The following is a 14,722-nucleotide window of genomic DNA, read 5'->3' on the forward strand; positions in this document are numbered from 1 at the left end:
TTTTCCCAAACGCAAATGTTTTTTTCAACGGATTCATCGGCTTAAGGAGAAAAGGCCGGATCGCGGGTACACTGGCGCCTTCTAAAGAGCTGGGCGCAAGGGTATGGCGAGCTGGGACATCTTCTGCAGCGTGGTCGACAACTATGGCGACATCGGCGTTACCTGGCGTCTGGCTCGCCAGTTGGCGACCGAGCATGGGCAAGCGGTGCGCCTGTGGGTGGATGACCTGGCCGCCTTCGTGCGCATCTGCCCCCAGGCCGACCAGCAGGCGCAATCGCAGCGGCAGTCCGGCGTCGAGGTGCGACGCTGGCCGAAGGCCTGGCAGGATACCGATGCGGCGGATGTGGTGATCGAAGCCTTCGCCTGTTCAATGCCGCCTGCCTATATAGAAGCCATGGCTCGGCGGGCGAAGCCATCGTTGTGGCTGAACCTCGAATACCTCAGCGCCGAGTCCTGGGTGGAGTCCTGCCATGGCCTGCCGTCGATGCAGCCCAGCGGCCTGCAGAAGTATTTCTATTTCCCCGGCTTCACGTCGCTCACCGGGGGGCTGCTGCGCGAGGGCGACCTGATCCGGCGTCGGGACGCCTTCCAGGCCGATCCCGCCAGCAGCGTTCGTTTTCTCGAAAGTCTCGGCGTGCAGGTGCGCGACGGGGAGCGGCGCATTTCCCTGTTCGCCTATGAAAACCCCGGACTCGCCGGCTGGCTGGATACCCTGGCCGAGGGGGCCTCGCCAACCCTGCTGCTGGTGCCCGAAGGTCGAGTGTTGGCTGACGTCGAGCACTGGGCACGGCAGCCGCTGGGGGTAGGGCAGTGCTGCGAGCGCGGCGCGCTGCGGGTACAGGTGCTGCCGTTCGTCCGCCAGGAGGACTACGACGCGCTGCTGTGGAGTTGCGACATCAATGCGGTGCGTGGCGAGGACTCCTTCGTCCGCGCGCAATGGGCGGGGCGCCCCTTCGTCTGGCACATCTACCAGCAGGACGAAGACATCCACCTGGAAAAGCTGGAAGCGTTCCTGGCGTTGTTCGCCGAGGGGATGGACGAAGGGCTGCGGCAGGCGCTGAGTGATTTCTGGCTGGCCTGGAACGGCCGCGGCGAGGTCGGCGAGGCCTGGCGGAGGCTGGAGGAGCGGCTCCCAGAGTGGTCCGCCTGGATTGGAAATTGGCAGCGGCGTCTGACCGAACAAACCGATCTTGCGGCGGGGCTGGTGTGTTTTTATACAAATTGGCTATGATATGGCCCCTGTTTTTTGTCTCCAATCCAATCGGATAATCGTATGAAAACCGCACAAGAGTTCCGCGCTGGCCAGGTTGCCAACATCAATGGCGCCCCCTGGGTCATCCAGAAGGCCGAGTTCAACAAATCCGGCCGTAACTCCGCGGTCGTCAAGATGAAGCTGAAGAACCTGCTGACCGGTGCCGGCACCGAGACCGTGTTCAAGGCCGACGACAAGCTGGAGCCGATCATCCTCGACCGTAAGGAAGTGACCTACTCCTACTTCGCGGACCCGCTGTATGTCTTCATGGACACCGAGTTCAACCAGTACGAGATCGAGAAAGACGATCTGGAAGGCGTGCTGACCTTCATCGAAGACGGCATGACTGACGTCTGCGAAGCGGTGTTCTACAACGAGAAAGTGATCTCCGTTGAACTGCCGACCACCATCGTTCGCGAAATCGTCTACACCGAGCCGGCTGTCCGTGGCGACACCTCCGGTAAAGTGATGAAGACCGCTCGCCTGAAGAACGGTGCCGAGGTTCAGGTCTCCGCCTTCTGCGAAATCGGCGACTCGATCGAAATCGATACCCGCACTGGCGAGTACAAGTCCCGCGTCAAGGCCTGAGCCTGAACCGAGACAAGAAAAAGCCCGGCTGATGCCGGGCTTTTTCGTTTCTGCCGTCTGGCTTTCTTCAGACGCTCACGTTCAGGCGTACGGCGATGTTGCCGCGGGTGGCGTTGGAGTAGGGGCAGACCTGGTGGGCCTTGGCGACCAGATCCTCGGCCTCGGCGCGATCCAGGCCCGGCAGGTTGATGTTCAGTTCCACTTCCAGGCCGAACCCGCCCGGGATCTGGCCGATGCCGACCTTGCCGGTGATCGAGGCGTCCGCCGGAATCTGCTTCTTGCTCTGGCTGGCGACGAACTTGATGGCGCCGATGAAGCAGGCGGAGTAGCCGGCGGCGAAGAGCTGTTCCGGGTTGGTGGCTTCGCCGCCCTGGCCGCCCAGTTCGCGCGGGGTGCTCAGTTTCACATCGAGGATGCCGTCGGAGGAAATGGCGCGGCCGTCGCGGCCTCCGGTGGCGGTAGCGGTGGCGGTGTAGAGGGCTTTGATGGTTTGCATGGCGGTGTCTCCGATTGTCTTGCTGGTTAATATCTTGTGCACTAAGTAGTGCGTGAGATGAAAGTTAGTTCTATTTAATTTAGTGCGCAAGATAAATTTCGGAAGATTTCGGACTAAGGAACAGTGCGATCAGGCATAAGCCCGGATTACGGGCCTTGCAGCTGTTCGCGCAGCTCCACCAGTTCCTGCTGGAGGCGCTGGAGCTTTTCCAACGTTAGACGGCTGCTGGCGAGGATGCAGCCCGGAATGCTCTCCGCTTGTCGGCGAAGGTCGCGGCCCTTGTCGGTCAGGCGCAGTTGCACCACGCGCTCGTCGGCCTGGCTGCGAGTGCGGGTGATCAGGCCTTCGGCCTCCAGGCGCTTGAGCAGCGGGGTGAGGGAGCCGGGGTCGGTGAGCATGCGTGCGCTGATCTCGCCGACGGTGATGCCGTCGCCTTCCCACAGCACCAGCATGGCGATGTATTGCGGGTAGGTGAGCCCCAGCGCCTGCAGCAGCGGCTTGTAGACCTTGGTCATCTGCAGGGACGTGGAGTAGAGGGCGAAGCACAGCTGGTTGTCGAGCTTGAGTGCTTCGCAGGTCGGGTCTGGCTGGGCCATCGCAGTCTCCTGGATAGAGGGCCTGGGTAGACGCCCTGGGTAGAGGTCCTGGGGTAAACGTCCGGGATGAACAGGTAATTGCGCATTAATTTAGCGCGATGGCTATTTGTTGAACAGCGGCCACGCTGATTCCCGGCCGTTCGGAGGCTCGCAGCCTGCCATGGGGCTGCCTGCCAGTACGCGCTCGACCAGCTTTCGTCAGGCGCGGAAGCCTTCGACGATGTACTCCGCCAGCTTGTCGGTGACCGGCGTCATCTTCGTCCCGCGCAGCAGCACGATGCTGGCGTTGGGGAGCTGCGGCAGTCCCTCGTCCTCACCCAGGATGCGCAGGTTGCCGGTGAGCAGGCTGCGCAGTTGCGCGGTCACCGCCAGCCCTGCGCTGGCCACGGCGAACAGGGCCGACAGGCTCGGGCTGCTGTAGGCGATGCGGTAATCCACTTCCATGGCTTCCAGCGCGTTGCAGGCCCAGGCGCGGCAGAAGCAGGCGGTGTTGAACATCGCCAGCGGCAGTGGGCGCTGCTCCTGCGGACAGAAGCCCTCGGCGGCCATCCAGACAAAGGGCTCCTGGCGCAGCAGCTGGCCGATTTCGGTTCCCGGTTCGCGGGTCACGATGGACAGGTCCAGGTCATTGCGCAGCAGCAGTTGCGCCGACGATTCGCAGTGCACTTCCACCTGGACCAGCGGATAGGCCTCGGCGAAGCGCGAAAGGATCTCCGGCAGGAAGCGCATCACGTAGTCGTCGGGCGTGCCGATCTTCACCGCCCCGACCATGTGCGGCTGGCGGAAGGTGTTGAACACCTCGCCCTGCAGGCGAAGGATGCGCCGGGCAAAGCCCAGCAATACCTGGCCTTCAGGCGTCAGGCGCACCTGGCGTCCATCGCGCTCGAACAGTGCGCGCTCCAGCACGTCTTCTTCCAGGCGCTTCATCTGCATGCTCACCGCCGACTGGGTGCGGTTGACCACCTCGGCGGCGCGGGTGAAGCCGCCGTGATCGGCGATGGCGACGAAGGTGCGCAGCAGTTCGCTGTCGATACTGGGGAAGCTGCTCATTCATCAATCTCCGAGATGGGTTGCATAAGAATGATTCGTTGGATTGATCTTAGTCCCGAGGCGAGACTGCATCCAGGCCCACACGGAGGGATTCACGATGAAAGGTCAACTGGGTTTCGTATCGATGTCCTATCACGTCCACAAGGAACTGGCCGTACCCCTGTGGAGGCGTGCCATGCAGCGAGTGCTGCGCTGGCGCGAACTGGCCCGCCAGCGCAGCCTGCTGGCCGGCATGAGCGATGAGGCGCTCAAGGATATCGGCCTGAGCCGTGCCGATATCCAGGAGGAAATCGAGCGTCCATTCTGGATCGATCATTTGAGACGTTGATCTGCAGGGGCGGCACGGGAGATCGTGCCGCCCGCCGTTGTACCGGATAAACCACTTCGCCAGGGAATGCCCCATGCCTTCGAACTACCATCTCGCCCAGGTCAATATCGCCAAGGCCCGTGCACCGTTGGACCACCCCGTGATGAAAGGCTTCGTCGACCAACTGGATCACATCAACCGGCTGGCCGAGTCCAGCCCGGGGTTCGTCTGGCGCTTGCAGACCGATGAGGGCGACGCCACCACCATTCGTGCCTTCGATGATCCGCTGATCATCGTCAACCTGTCGGTCTGGGAGTCGGTCGAGGCGCTGCGCGGGTACGTCTACGGCGGCGAGCACCTGGCCGTGCTGCGCAACAAGCGCGACTGGATGGAGAAGCTGTCGGCGCCGAGCCTGGCGCTGTGGTGGTTGCCAGCGGGAGAGTTGCCCGACGTGCGGATGGCGCGGCGCAAGCTGGAGCAGTTGCAGGCGCAAGGCGCGTCGCCGGAGGTGTTCACCTTTGCCCGGCCATTCCCGATGCCCGAACGGGTCGGCGAGCCGGCCTGATGCAGTCAGCCATCTCGTTTGGCGCTAGGCTCTAGGACACTTTCAGCCCTGGAGTCCACCGATGCCGATGGTCGAGTCGCTGTCCCTCAAGCAAGCCCGCCGCCTGGCCCTGGCCGCCCAGGGTTTCACCCTGCGCAGGCCGGGCGGGGAAATACAGCGCCGCCACGTGCGTGGCCTGCTGGAGCGCCTGGGCGTACTGCAGATCGACTCGGTGAATGCGCTGGTGCGCTCGCACTACCTGCCACTGTTCTCGCGCCTGGGCAACTACTCGCCCACCCTGCTGGAAGAGGCGGCCTGGAGTGCCGGGCGGCATCGGCGCTTGTTCGAATACTGGGGCCACGAAGCCTCGCTCCTGCCACTGGAGCTGTACCCGCTGATGCGCTGGCGCATGCGCCGGGCTGCTGACGGGCGCGGCATCTATCAGCAACTGGCGCGCTTCGGTCGCGAGCAACAAAGGGTGATCCAGCGCGTGTTGAGTGCCGTGCGGGAGCAGGGCGCGCTGGGCGCCGGCAGCCTGACGACCCGCGAAGAGCGCGCCGGGCCCTGGTGGGACTGGAGCGACGAGAAGCATGCGCTGGAGTGGCTGTTCGCCGCTGGCGAGGTGACGGTGGCCGGGCGCCGTGGCTTCGAGCGGCTCTACGACCTGCCCGAGCGGGTCCTGCCGTCCACCATCCTCGATCAGCCCGACCTTGAGGAAGCCGAGGCGCAGCGCCGATTGCTGCTGCATTCGGCGCAGGCGTTGGGCGTTGCCACCGAGAAGGACCTGCGCGATTACTTCCGCCTGGAGCCGGCCGACAGCAAGGCGCGCCTGGCCGAGCTGGTGGAGGCGAGCGTTCTGCTGGCGGTTCAGGTGCAGGGCTGGCAGGCGCCGGGTTACTGCCCGGCCGACGTGGTCATCCCGCGCAAGGTGCGAGCCAGCGCCTTGCTCTCGCCCTTCGATTCGCTGGTGTGGGAGCGGGCGCGGACCGAGCGTCTGTTCGATTTCCGTTATCGCCTGGAGATCTACACGCCGCAGCACAAGCGCGTCTATGGCTACTACGTGCTGCCTTTCCTGTTCGACGAGCAGCTGGTGGCGCGGGTCGACCTGCGTTCCGATCGTGTGGCGGGAAAACTGGTGGTGCACGCCGTCCATGAGGAGGCGAAGGGGCCGGGAGAGGAGGGCTGGATCGCGCTGGCGCAGCAGCTCGGCGAGATGGCGAACTGGCTGGGACTCGAGCGCGTGGAGGTGAATTGCCAGCGGCCGTCGGGCGTGCGCCTGCAGGGGCTGCTGGCGGAGGCCTGAAAGAGGGCGAGCCGCGCAAGGCGGCTCGCCGGGTACTCAGTGGCTGCTGGCGATGTGACGGCTTCAGCGCCGTACCTGTTTCAACGTTTCCGCGATCAGGAAGGCCAGCTCCAGGGATTGGTCGGCATTCAGACGCGGGTCGCAATGGGTGTGGTAGCGGTCGCTCAGCCCGGCCTCGGTGATCGGGCGGGAGCCGCCGATGCACTCGGTGACGTTCTGCCCGGTCATCTCGATGTGGATGCCGCCGGCGTAGCTGCCCTCGGCCTGGTGTACCTCGAAGAACTGCCGCACCTCGGTGAGCACGCGCGCGAAGTCCCGTGTCTTGTAGCCGCTGGAGGCTTTGATGGTGTTGCCGTGCATGGGGTCGGAACTCCACAGCACCTGCCTGCCTTCGCGCTGTACGGTCTGGATCAGGCGCGGCAGGCCGTCGCCGACCTTGTCGGCGCCCATGCGCACGATGAGGTTGAGGCGGCCGGGGTCGTTGTCCGGGTTGAGGATGTCGATAAGGCGGATCAGCTCCTGGCTGTCCATGCTCGGGCCGACCTTCACGCCGATCGGGTTGCCGACGCCGCGCAGCATCTCCACGTGGGCGCCATCGGGCTGGCGGGTGCGGTCGCCGATCCACAGCATGTGCGCTGAGCAGTCGTACCAGTCGCCGGTCAGGCTGTCGCGGCGGATGAAGGCTTCCTCGTAGTTCAGCAGCAGCGCCTCGTGGGCGGTGAAGAAGCTGGTTTCGCGCAGCTGCGGCGCGGTGTCCAGGCCACAGGCGCGCATGAAGGCAAGGGTTTCGTCGATGCGGTCGGCCAACTGCTGGTAGCGCTCGGACAGGGCCGAGTTGGCGATGAAGTCCAGGTTCCACTGGTGCACCTGGTGCAGGTCGGCGAAGCCGCCGCCAGCGAAGGCGCGCAGCAGGTTCAGCGAGGCGGTGGACTGGTGGTAGGCCTGCAGCAGGCGCTCCGGGTCCGGCACGCGGCTCTTCTCGTCGAAACCGATGCCGTTGACGATGTCGCCGCGATAGGCGGGCAGGGTCACGCCGTCGATGGTTTCCTCGCCGGAGGATCGCGGCTTGGCAAATTGTCCGGCCATGCGTCCGACTTTCACCACCGGGCAGCCGGCGGCGAAGGTCATCACCACGGCCATCTGCAGCAGCACCTTGAAGGTGTCGCGGATCTTCGCCGCGGAGAACTCGGCGAAGCTCTCGGCGCAATCGCCACCCTGCAGCAGGAAGGCGCGTCCGGCGGTGACTTCGGCGAACTGCCGGCGCAACTCGCGGGCTTCACCGGCGAATACCAGCGGCGGGAAACCGGCCAGGGTGCGCTCGACGTCGTTCAGGCGCGCGGCGTCGGGGTAGGCGGGTTGTTGCTGGATCGGCTTGCTTCTCCAGCTGTCGGGACTCCAGGGCAGGCTCATCGATGGCTCGTTCGCGGCTATGGGCGGTGAAGGCCCATGGTATCAGCTCGCCCCGCGTGCGGCGCGCCCTCAGTGCGCCGGCAGCGGTTGCAGCGGAGCGGTGCGCGGCAGGTCGCGGCGCAGCTCGGCAATGTGCTCGCGCACGCTGCGGCGATAGCTGTCCTTGTCCACGTAGTGGGCCATGCGTTCCAGCGGCAGGTACTGGTAGCCGCCGTCGATGCGCTGCCCGGCGAGCATCCGCTTCAACTGGCGGAAGCGCTCGGCGGCCGGGTTGCCCGCCGCCAGTTGGCGGATGTACAGGGCGACCAGCTCGGCCTGTTCGGCGCGTCCCTGCCAGCCCAGGCCCGAGGCTTCGAGCATGCCGAGCACGAACAGGTCGTCGTACTGCGGATGGAAGGCGTTGAGGTACAACTGCGGTGCGGCGCAGTCCCGCGGCCAGTTGAGCAGCGCGCGGTCGATGAAGGGGTAGTCCAGGTGGTAGCCGGTGGCGAGCAGGATCAGGTCGTACTCCTGGCGCTCGCCATCGCTGAACACCACGCGCTGTCCGTCCAGGCTGCGCACGTCGCGACGGGCGCGGATGTCGCCGTGGGCCAGGTGGTGCAGTACCAGCGAGTTCACCACCGGGTGCGATTCGTACAGCCGGTGATTGGGATCGGGCAGGCCATAGTCCGACGGGCGACCGATCAGCAGGCGCAGCAGCGCCGCGTCCAGCCGTTGCTTGAGGGGACGCGGCAGGCGGACCAGGTTGCCGAAGGTGTCGATCGGCCGGCCCAGGCAGAACTTCGGCAGGAAGTGGTAGCCACGGCGCGCCGAGAGGTCCACGGAGCGTGCACGGTGCACGGCGTCCACCGCGATGTCGCAGGCGGAGTTGCCGCAGCCGACGATCAGCACGCGCTTGCCTTCGAAGCAGTCGGCACTGCGGTACTGGCTGGCGTGGAGGATCTCGCCGCTGAACTCGCCGGGCAGTTCCGGCCGGTTGGGCGTGTGCAGGGTGCCGTTGGCGATCAGCACCCCATCGAACAACCCTTCGTGCACTTCGCCGTTGCGTTCGCAGCGCAGCCGCCAGCCGCGCTCCTGGCGGAGCAGGGCGGTGACCCGGGTGTTGAAGCGGTAGTGAGTGTGCAGGCCGTAGTGCCGGGCGTAGGCGTGAAAGTAGCGCAGCACCTGTGTGTGGTGCGGATAAGGTGGGACGTCCATGTCCATGGGGAAATCGTCGAACTGGGTCGTGCCCTTGGAGGAAATCAGGTGGGCGGAGTGGTACAGGGTGCTGTGGGGATTGTCGATGTCCCACAGGCCGCCGACGTCGCCGTGCAGTTCGAAACCGGTGAAGGGGATGCCGTACTTCTGCAGTTGGCGGGCGGCGGAAAGGCCCGCCGGACCCGCACCGATGATGGCATACATGCTCGGATGTGCCTCTTGGGCTGTTATTCTTGCGGCTTTCGGGCCTGGCAGCCGGCTCCTGGCTGCTCAGGCGATCCACGCCTGTTTTTGAAGGATTATCACGTGCTTCAGCCCTCGCAGTTCAATGGCAATCCGCGCCGTCTGTGCATCCTGGCGGATCGCAATGTCACAGTCGCCTTCCCGGGGGCGTTGGCATGAGCGAGGAGCAGTTGGTCGAAGAACGCCTGATCGTCGAGGAGCGTGACGTCTTCGGCGTGATCCGGGTGGTGGAGAGCGGCGCCTTCCGGTACCTGGAGTTCGGCGACGAGGTCGAGCAGAGCTGCGTGCTGATGCAGGACCCCAGCTGGCTGGAGTACGACTACTCGCGGGCCATGCTGCTCGGCGCGCTGTGCCACGCGACGCCGCGCCGCGCGCTGTTCCTGGGCTTCGGTGCCGGCAGCCTGACCCAGGCCTGCCTGAAGTACCTGCCGTTGGAGGAGGTGGAGGCCATCGAGCTGCGCCCGTCGATTCCCCGGCTGGCTCGCGAACACCTGGGGCTGGGCGATGATCCGCGCCTGAACCTGCGTATCGGCGACGCGGTGGAGGAGCTGGAGCGCTGCGAGCCGGCGGACCTGATCTTCCTCGACCTCTACACCGACACCGGCCCCGCGCCGGCTCACATCGCCTGGGATTTCCTCGGCGCCTGCCGCGAGCGCCTGCGCCCTGGCGGCTGGCTGGTGATCAACCAGTGGAGCACCGACGATGGCCGCCCGCTGGGGGCGGCGCTGCTCCGCGGGCGCTTCCACAGGCACTACTGGGAGTGCCCGGTGCCGGAGGGCAACGTGATCGTCTTCGTGCCCGCCGAGCTGGATCAGGAGCTCAACCTGCGGGCCTTGAAGAAGCGCGTCGCAAGTCTCGAACCGAAGCTCGGTTACTCGCTGCGCGGCTACATCGATTCGCTGTGCCCGGCTCAGTGAGCCGGGCGCGCGTCCTCATAACCTGTTTACGATCTGCTGCGCGTCGGCATAACTGCGTTAAAAACAGGCGAGGACTGCTCATTTACAGCTCGTAAACTCCGCGTCCTCGCCTGTTTTTGCCTTGTTCTGCTCTAGCTCGCGAGATCGTAAACAGGTTCTCAGGGGATCTGGTAGCTGAAGGCGAAATTCAGGCGCGGGGTGCGCTCGTTGTTGTCCAGCGCCCGGTCGCCGAACGGCTTGGCCACTTCCATCGATACCAGGTAGTGCTTGCGGTTGGTCAGGCGCACGCCGACGGCCGCCGAGCCGAGCTTGGCGTCGGGCAGGCCATCCTGGGTGTAGTGGGTGCGCGCGGTGTCCACCACCGCGTAGGGCTGGATCTGGTTGAGCACCACGCTCTGGCGCAGGAAGGAATAGTTCACCTCGTAGGCCGCGCCCCAGCCCTTGTCGCCGCTGGCCTGGTCGTCCGGATAACCGCGGCCAAAGTTGGCGCCGCCGTAGGTGACCTGTTCCGAGTCGGGCAGCACGTCGTCGGTCCACTGGAAGCCGGCGGTGACCACACCTTGCCAGCGGTCGGTGAACTGATCCTGCTGGGCGCCGTAGCCCAGCACGCGGGTGAAGTCCTTGCGGATCGGCTCCTGGGTTTCCGCACCCATGCCGTTCAGGCCATGGTAGATAGCCAGGCTGCCGGCGCGCACGCGCTTGGCGGCGAACTGCTGGACCACGGTGTCCACGCCGACGACGCGCAGCTTGCTCTTCTGCTCGACACGGTAGGGGATGTTCGGCACCACCAGGTCGTAGCGGCTGGTGTCGTTCACCGTGTAGCCGCGCAGGTTCACGTCCCAGGTCAGGTCGCGGCGTAGCACCAGTGGAATACCCAGGCCTGCGTTGACCCGCTCGTTTTCCCGCTTGCGGGCGAACACCAGGCCGTTGGCCAGGCGCAGCTGGTCTTCCGGCGTGGAGTTGTAGTGGCTGTAGCCGGCCGTCAGTTGCAGGCCGTTGTCGCCCAGCAACTGGCTGTAGTTCCAGGCGCGGTAGTACTCGTGATCGTCGCCCGGCGGGTAGAGGTAGTTGAACTGCAGTTGTTCGCCCCAGCCGAGCATCGACTTCACCTCGGCGGAGAGCAGGCCGCGCTGTTCGCCGTGGCGCGAGTCGAGGTTGGCGCCGGTGTTGAAGCGCTTGCTCTGGCCGGCTAGCTCCAGCACCGCGCCGCCGTCGCTGGTGGTAGGCGGATTGAGCGCCATCGCCAGCTGCAGGCCCGGTACGCGGCTCATCAGCACGCTGAAGCGCTCGAAGCTTTCGCGGGTCAGCGGCCGTTCGGCCTTCAGGCGGGCGATCCAGCGGTCCACCCGGGCCTGGTGGGCGCCCAGGTCGCCACTGCTGCGCACTTCTCTGATATGGCCTTCGACCAATACGATGCGCGCGACGCCGCCACTGAAGTCCTGATTCGGCACGTAGGCGAAGGAGATGAAGAAGCCGTCGTCCTGGTAACGCTGGGTGATGGCCTTGGCCGCTGCTACCAGTTCGCTGACCTGGATCGGCCGCTGGGTCAGCGGCTCCAGCAACGGGCGCCAGGTGTTCAGCGGGTAGTGGCCGCCGCCGGCGATCTCGATGCGCTTGAGCTGGATGCGTTTCTGCAGGATCTGGCCGGGTTGTTCGGCCGCCGGAGCGGGGGCAGTGACCTTGGGCGCCGTCGGTCGAAGTTCGCCGCCGGGCAGGTTGGGGCGGGGCAGGGTCTGTTCGATATCGGAGCCGGGGAGTTGGATCGGGCGCTCGGCCCAGGCGAGAGGGGTTGCCAACAACAGGGTCAAGGCGGCGAGTTTGCGCATCTGGCTCCTCCATGAGACCGACTTCAGCGAGGGCCAGGAGCCGTAAATGGCTCCTGGCTACCACAGTATGGGAAATGTCCGGATTATTGCTGGGGAGTCCCGACGCCAACCCCCAACCCGGCGCCCAGTCCGCCGAGCGTGCCACCGACCGTACCCAGCAGGCCTCCCTGGCTAGTGGTGCCGCTTGTGGTTCCGACTCCGGCGCCCACGGCAACCCCGGTACCCGAGCTGGTGCCGCCGGTGCTGACGCCGGCGCCTGCGACCAGACCGCCGGTACCGGTCACTCCGCTGACCGTGTTGGTGACACCGTTGAGCAGGCCTCCCACTGGATTGCTGGCACCCGTCGCGCCGCCCAAGGAGCCGGTGACGGCGCCCACCGTGTTGGTGACGCCGCCTACCAGGCCGCCGACCGGGTTGCTGGAACCCGTCGCGCCGCCCAGGGAGCCGGTGACGGTGCCCACCGTGTTGGTGACGCCGCCTACCAGGCCGCCGACCGGGTTGCTGGCACCCGTCGCGCCGCCCAGCGAGCCGGTGACCGTGCCGACCGTGCTGGTGACGCCGCCGACCAGTCCACCCACCGGATTGCTGGTGCCTGTCGTGCTGCCATTGACCAGGCCGCCGGCGGCACTGACTGCTTGGCCGGTATTGCTGACGGCTCCGCCGACTGGGGCCAGCGCTGGACTCTCGCTGGTCACCTGATTGCCGGTCTGGGTCACTGCGGTGCCAACGGTGGTCAGCAGGTTGTTAACCGGCGCGGCCAGGCCGGTGGTGGTTCCGACGGTCCGGGTCGTGTTCTCGACCGTGCCTACCAGGCCCTTGGTGGTGCCGCTGAGCTGGGTGGTCAGCTGGCTCAGCGGGCCGGTGGTTACCGCGCCAGTGAGGGAGTCGCCCAGCATGGTGATCTGGCCACCGACGCCGTCCACCGCGCCACCGAGCTGGCCGGTGACGCCGTTGAGCGGGGTGTTCGCCAGCAGCGGGCCGTCGCCGACGGCGGCCACGGTGCCGCCGAGGCTGCTGACTGCCTCGCCAGTGTGGCTGACCAGGTTGGTTGGGCCGGCCAAGGTCGTGCCGATGGCGTTGGGGTTGTTGGCCAGGTTGCCCAGGCCGTCGGTGACGCCGGCGCCGACATGGTTCACGCCCGCGGCAACCTGCTGGATGACGCCACCGGCGTTGTCGGTGACGCCGCTGCCGACCAGCGGGACATCGACGTTCTGGACCACGCCGCCGACGTTGCCGAGGGTTCCGCCAACGTTGGATACGACCTGGCCGGTTTCGCTCAGGATATTGCTGGTGGTAGGGTTGGGAATGGTCGTGCCGCCCCCGGTGCCGTCCGTGCCGCCACCGGTGCCACCCGTGCCGCCACCGGTACCACCCGTGCCACCACCGGTACCGCCCGTGCCGCCGCCGGTGCCACCTGTGCCACCACCGGTACCGCCCGTGCCGCCGCCGGTGCCACCCGTGCCACCACCGGTACCGCCCGTGCTGCCGCCGGTGCCGCCAGTACCACCACCGGTACCGCCGGTGCCGCCGCCCGTACCACCGGTTCCGCCGTCACCACTGCCGGTGCTGCCGTCGCCGCTGGCGCCCGAACCGCCGTCGGCAGTGCCTGCGCCGCTGTCGCCGCTGCTGCCGGAACTATGATGGCTGCCGCCGCCGTGACTGCTGCATCCCTGCAGCGACAGAGCAACGACCAGAAGGGAAAGTGCGAAGACGCGAATCGGGCCTGACATGCGAGTTCCTCCATGAAGGACTAAATCCAGCGCGGCTCGGACGGCACTTCCGACGAGTCACTGCGCTGCGCTCGATGTCAGTTGTAGAGATTTGTCTCTGAACGCGTAATTGGAACTTGTATATAGTCGTTTTGTTGATATTAAGTATTTGATTTTAAAGGAAAATATTTATTTTTATAGCGGTATTTCGAACGCTTTTAATACCTTGGATATAGCGCTTTTTGCACGGGGCCGAGGGTGAATTTCAGCGCCCATTCATTTTCCGAGGAAGCGTCCTTCGCGTTTTTCCTGCATGGCCTTGAAGCCTTCCTGGGCGTCTTCGCTGCTTAACAGGCGGCTGGCCATCGCCGGCAGTTCGCGGGCGGCGGCCAGTTCTCCCTCGTCCAGGCACTGGCGAGCCGACGCCAGGGTGGCGCGAATGCCCAGTGGAGCCTGAGCGGCGACTCGCTGGGCCATCCACAGCGCGCGCGGCATCAGCTCCTCGGGGGCGGTGACTTCCTGCACCAGCCCCAGGCGGCAGGCCTCGTGGGCATCGAACTGATCGCCGGTGAGCAGCCAGCGCATCGCATTGCCCCAGCCGGCCACCTGGTGCAGGCGCAACGTTGCGCCACCGAAGGGGAAGATGCCGCGCTGCACTTCCAGCTGGGCGAAGCGCGCGTTGCTGGCGCAGAGGTTGATATCCGCCGCCAGCATCAACTCGATGCCGAGGGTGAAGCAGTAGCCCTGGGCCGCGACCATCAGCGGCTTGGTCAGGCGCGGCCCGCCGAAGGTGCCCCAGGGGTCCACGGCGCCGCTTGGGAACTGCCAGCCCGTGCGGAAGGTCTCGCTCACATCGCCCAGGTCGAGCCCGGCGGTAAAGTGGTCGCCGTGGGCGAATACCAGGGCGCAGCGCAACTGGTCGTCACGCTCGTAGTCGCCCAGGGCGAGCGCCAGCTGGTTGAGCATCTCCAGGTCGAATGCATTGCGCTTGTCGACCCGGTTCAGGCCGAGCAGCAGGACATGGTCACGGCGTTCACGGGTGATGCGAGGCGTGCTGCTGGGCTTCATCGATGACATCCGGCAGGGAGGGGCCTGCTCGGTATAGTCGGCCCTGCCGGAGTCGTCCAGGCGTGACCGTTCGCCGGTCCTTGTCCGAAAAGACGCACATGACGGCGGAATTTCCGGTATGATGCGCGCCGGCCAAGCTAAGGCCCCGTTTTGGATCTCGCATTTTTCGGTGCTTTCACGCTCTGTCTGTGCGTCCGCTGTGCGGACTTCCTTGAC

15 protein-coding genes are annotated in these 14,722 nt (G+C 65.8%); 7 read left to right on the top strand and 8 right to left on the bottom strand.

What is annotated here, in order from left to right:
* The first annotated feature begins 103 nt into the window (after positions 1-103).
* Both earP and efp read left to right on the top strand, forming a co-directional pair.
* Entirely contained in the window at positions 104-1,231 is a 1,128-nt protein-coding gene (earP, locus tag ACNFBT_RS04690; RefSeq protein ID WP_416746876.1) for an elongation factor P maturation arginine rhamnosyltransferase EarP, read from the top strand.
* Between the two features lie 42 nt (positions 1,232-1,273).
* Entirely contained in the window at positions 1,274-1,840 is a 567-nt protein-coding gene (gene efp / locus ACNFBT_RS04695) for an elongation factor P (RefSeq protein ID WP_017517001.1), read from the top strand.
* A gap of 67 nt (positions 1,841-1,907) precedes the next feature.
* Here the strand turns inward: efp and ACNFBT_RS04700 are convergent, their stop codons facing one another.
* The 3 genes from ACNFBT_RS04700 to ACNFBT_RS04710 form a co-directional block, all read right to left on the bottom strand.
* Positions 1,908-2,336: an organic hydroperoxide resistance protein gene (locus ACNFBT_RS04700; RefSeq protein ID WP_416746878.1), complete on the bottom strand. Its 429-nt coding sequence runs from the start codon at positions 2,334-2,336 to the stop codon at positions 1,908-1,910.
* Positions 2,337-2,482: 146 nt separating this feature from the next.
* Positions 2,483-2,932 carry a MarR family winged helix-turn-helix transcriptional regulator gene (locus ACNFBT_RS04705; protein ID WP_416746880.1) on the bottom strand — a complete coding sequence of 150 codons (450 nt, stop codon included), beginning with the start codon at positions 2,930-2,932 and terminating at the stop codon, positions 2,483-2,485.
* 198 nt (positions 2,933-3,130) lie between these two features.
* Positions 3,131-3,982 (bottom strand): LysR substrate-binding domain-containing protein, encoded by an 852-nt coding sequence (locus tag ACNFBT_RS04710; RefSeq protein ID WP_416746882.1) that lies wholly within the window; start codon positions 3,980-3,982, stop codon positions 3,131-3,133.
* Positions 3,983-4,079: 97 nt separating this feature from the next.
* Between ACNFBT_RS04710 and ACNFBT_RS04715 the strand changes: the two genes are divergently transcribed.
* The 3 genes from ACNFBT_RS04715 (at position 4,080) to ACNFBT_RS04725 (ending at position 6,136) form a co-directional block, all read left to right on the top strand.
* A complete protein-coding gene (locus ACNFBT_RS04715) occupies positions 4,080-4,310 on the top strand; it encodes a DUF1127 domain-containing protein (protein WP_416746884.1) in 231 nt (76 codons plus the stop codon).
* A gap of 73 nt (positions 4,311-4,383) precedes the next feature.
* Positions 4,384-4,854: a DUF3291 domain-containing protein gene (locus tag ACNFBT_RS04720; protein WP_416746886.1), complete on the top strand. Its 471-nt coding sequence runs from the start codon at positions 4,384-4,386 to the stop codon at positions 4,852-4,854.
* Between the two features lie 61 nt (positions 4,855-4,915).
* The gene (locus ACNFBT_RS04725; protein ID WP_416746888.1) at positions 4,916-6,136 is read left to right on the top strand and encodes a winged helix-turn-helix domain-containing protein; all 1,221 of its coding nucleotides are present in this window, start codon (positions 4,916-4,918) and stop codon (positions 6,134-6,136) included.
* Positions 6,137-6,199: 63 nt separating this feature from the next.
* Here ACNFBT_RS04725 and ACNFBT_RS04730 read toward each other — a convergent pair whose 3' ends face one another.
* Both ACNFBT_RS04730 and ACNFBT_RS04735 read right to left on the bottom strand, forming a co-directional pair.
* Positions 6,200-7,546 (bottom strand): class II 3-deoxy-7-phosphoheptulonate synthase, encoded by a 1,347-nt coding sequence (locus tag ACNFBT_RS04730; RefSeq protein ID WP_416746890.1) that lies wholly within the window; start codon positions 7,544-7,546, stop codon positions 6,200-6,202.
* A gap of 69 nt (positions 7,547-7,615) precedes the next feature.
* Positions 7,616-8,947: a flavin-containing monooxygenase gene (locus tag ACNFBT_RS04735; protein ID WP_416746892.1), complete on the bottom strand. Its 1,332-nt coding sequence runs from the start codon at positions 8,945-8,947 to the stop codon at positions 7,616-7,618.
* Positions 8,948-9,141: 194 nt separating this feature from the next.
* Between ACNFBT_RS04735 and ACNFBT_RS04740 the strand changes: the two genes are divergently transcribed.
* Entirely contained in the window at positions 9,142-9,903 is a 762-nt protein-coding gene (locus tag ACNFBT_RS04740; protein WP_416746894.1) for a spermidine synthase, read from the top strand.
* 158 nt (positions 9,904-10,061) lie between these two features.
* On the opposite strand, the gene ACNFBT_RS04745 is transcribed toward ACNFBT_RS04740, so the two are convergent.
* Together ACNFBT_RS04745 and ACNFBT_RS04750 are read right to left on the bottom strand one after the other, a co-directional pair.
* On the bottom strand, positions 10,062-11,729 hold the full coding sequence (locus ACNFBT_RS04745) for a ShlB/FhaC/HecB family hemolysin secretion/activation protein (protein WP_416746896.1): 1,668 nt from the start codon (positions 11,727-11,729) through the stop codon (positions 10,062-10,064).
* Between the two features lie 83 nt (positions 11,730-11,812).
* Positions 11,813-12,949, bottom strand: coding sequence for a collagen-like triple helix repeat-containing protein (locus ACNFBT_RS04750; protein ID WP_416746898.1), 1,137 nt, complete (start codon positions 12,947-12,949; stop codon positions 11,813-11,815).
* Here ACNFBT_RS04750 and ACNFBT_RS04755 point away from each other — a divergent pair.
* Positions 12,857-13,456, top strand: coding sequence for a hypothetical protein (locus ACNFBT_RS04755; RefSeq protein WP_416746900.1), 600 nt, complete (start codon positions 12,857-12,859; stop codon positions 13,454-13,456). The two genes, ACNFBT_RS04750 and ACNFBT_RS04755, sit on opposite strands and share 93 nt — an antisense overlap.
* A 258-nt stretch (positions 13,457-13,714) precedes the next feature.
* Here ACNFBT_RS04755 and ACNFBT_RS04760 read toward each other — a convergent pair whose 3' ends face one another.
* Positions 13,715-14,506 carry a crotonase/enoyl-CoA hydratase family protein gene (locus tag ACNFBT_RS04760; RefSeq protein ID WP_416746902.1) on the bottom strand — a complete coding sequence of 264 codons (792 nt, stop codon included), beginning with the start codon at positions 14,504-14,506 and terminating at the stop codon, positions 13,715-13,717.
* Between the last annotated feature and the right edge of the window lie 216 nt (positions 14,507-14,722).

It is taken from the genome of Pseudomonas sp. NY15181 (assembly GCF_048068055.1).
In the GTDB taxonomy this organism is placed as follows: Bacteria; Pseudomonadota; Gammaproteobacteria; order Pseudomonadales; family Pseudomonadaceae; genus Pseudomonas.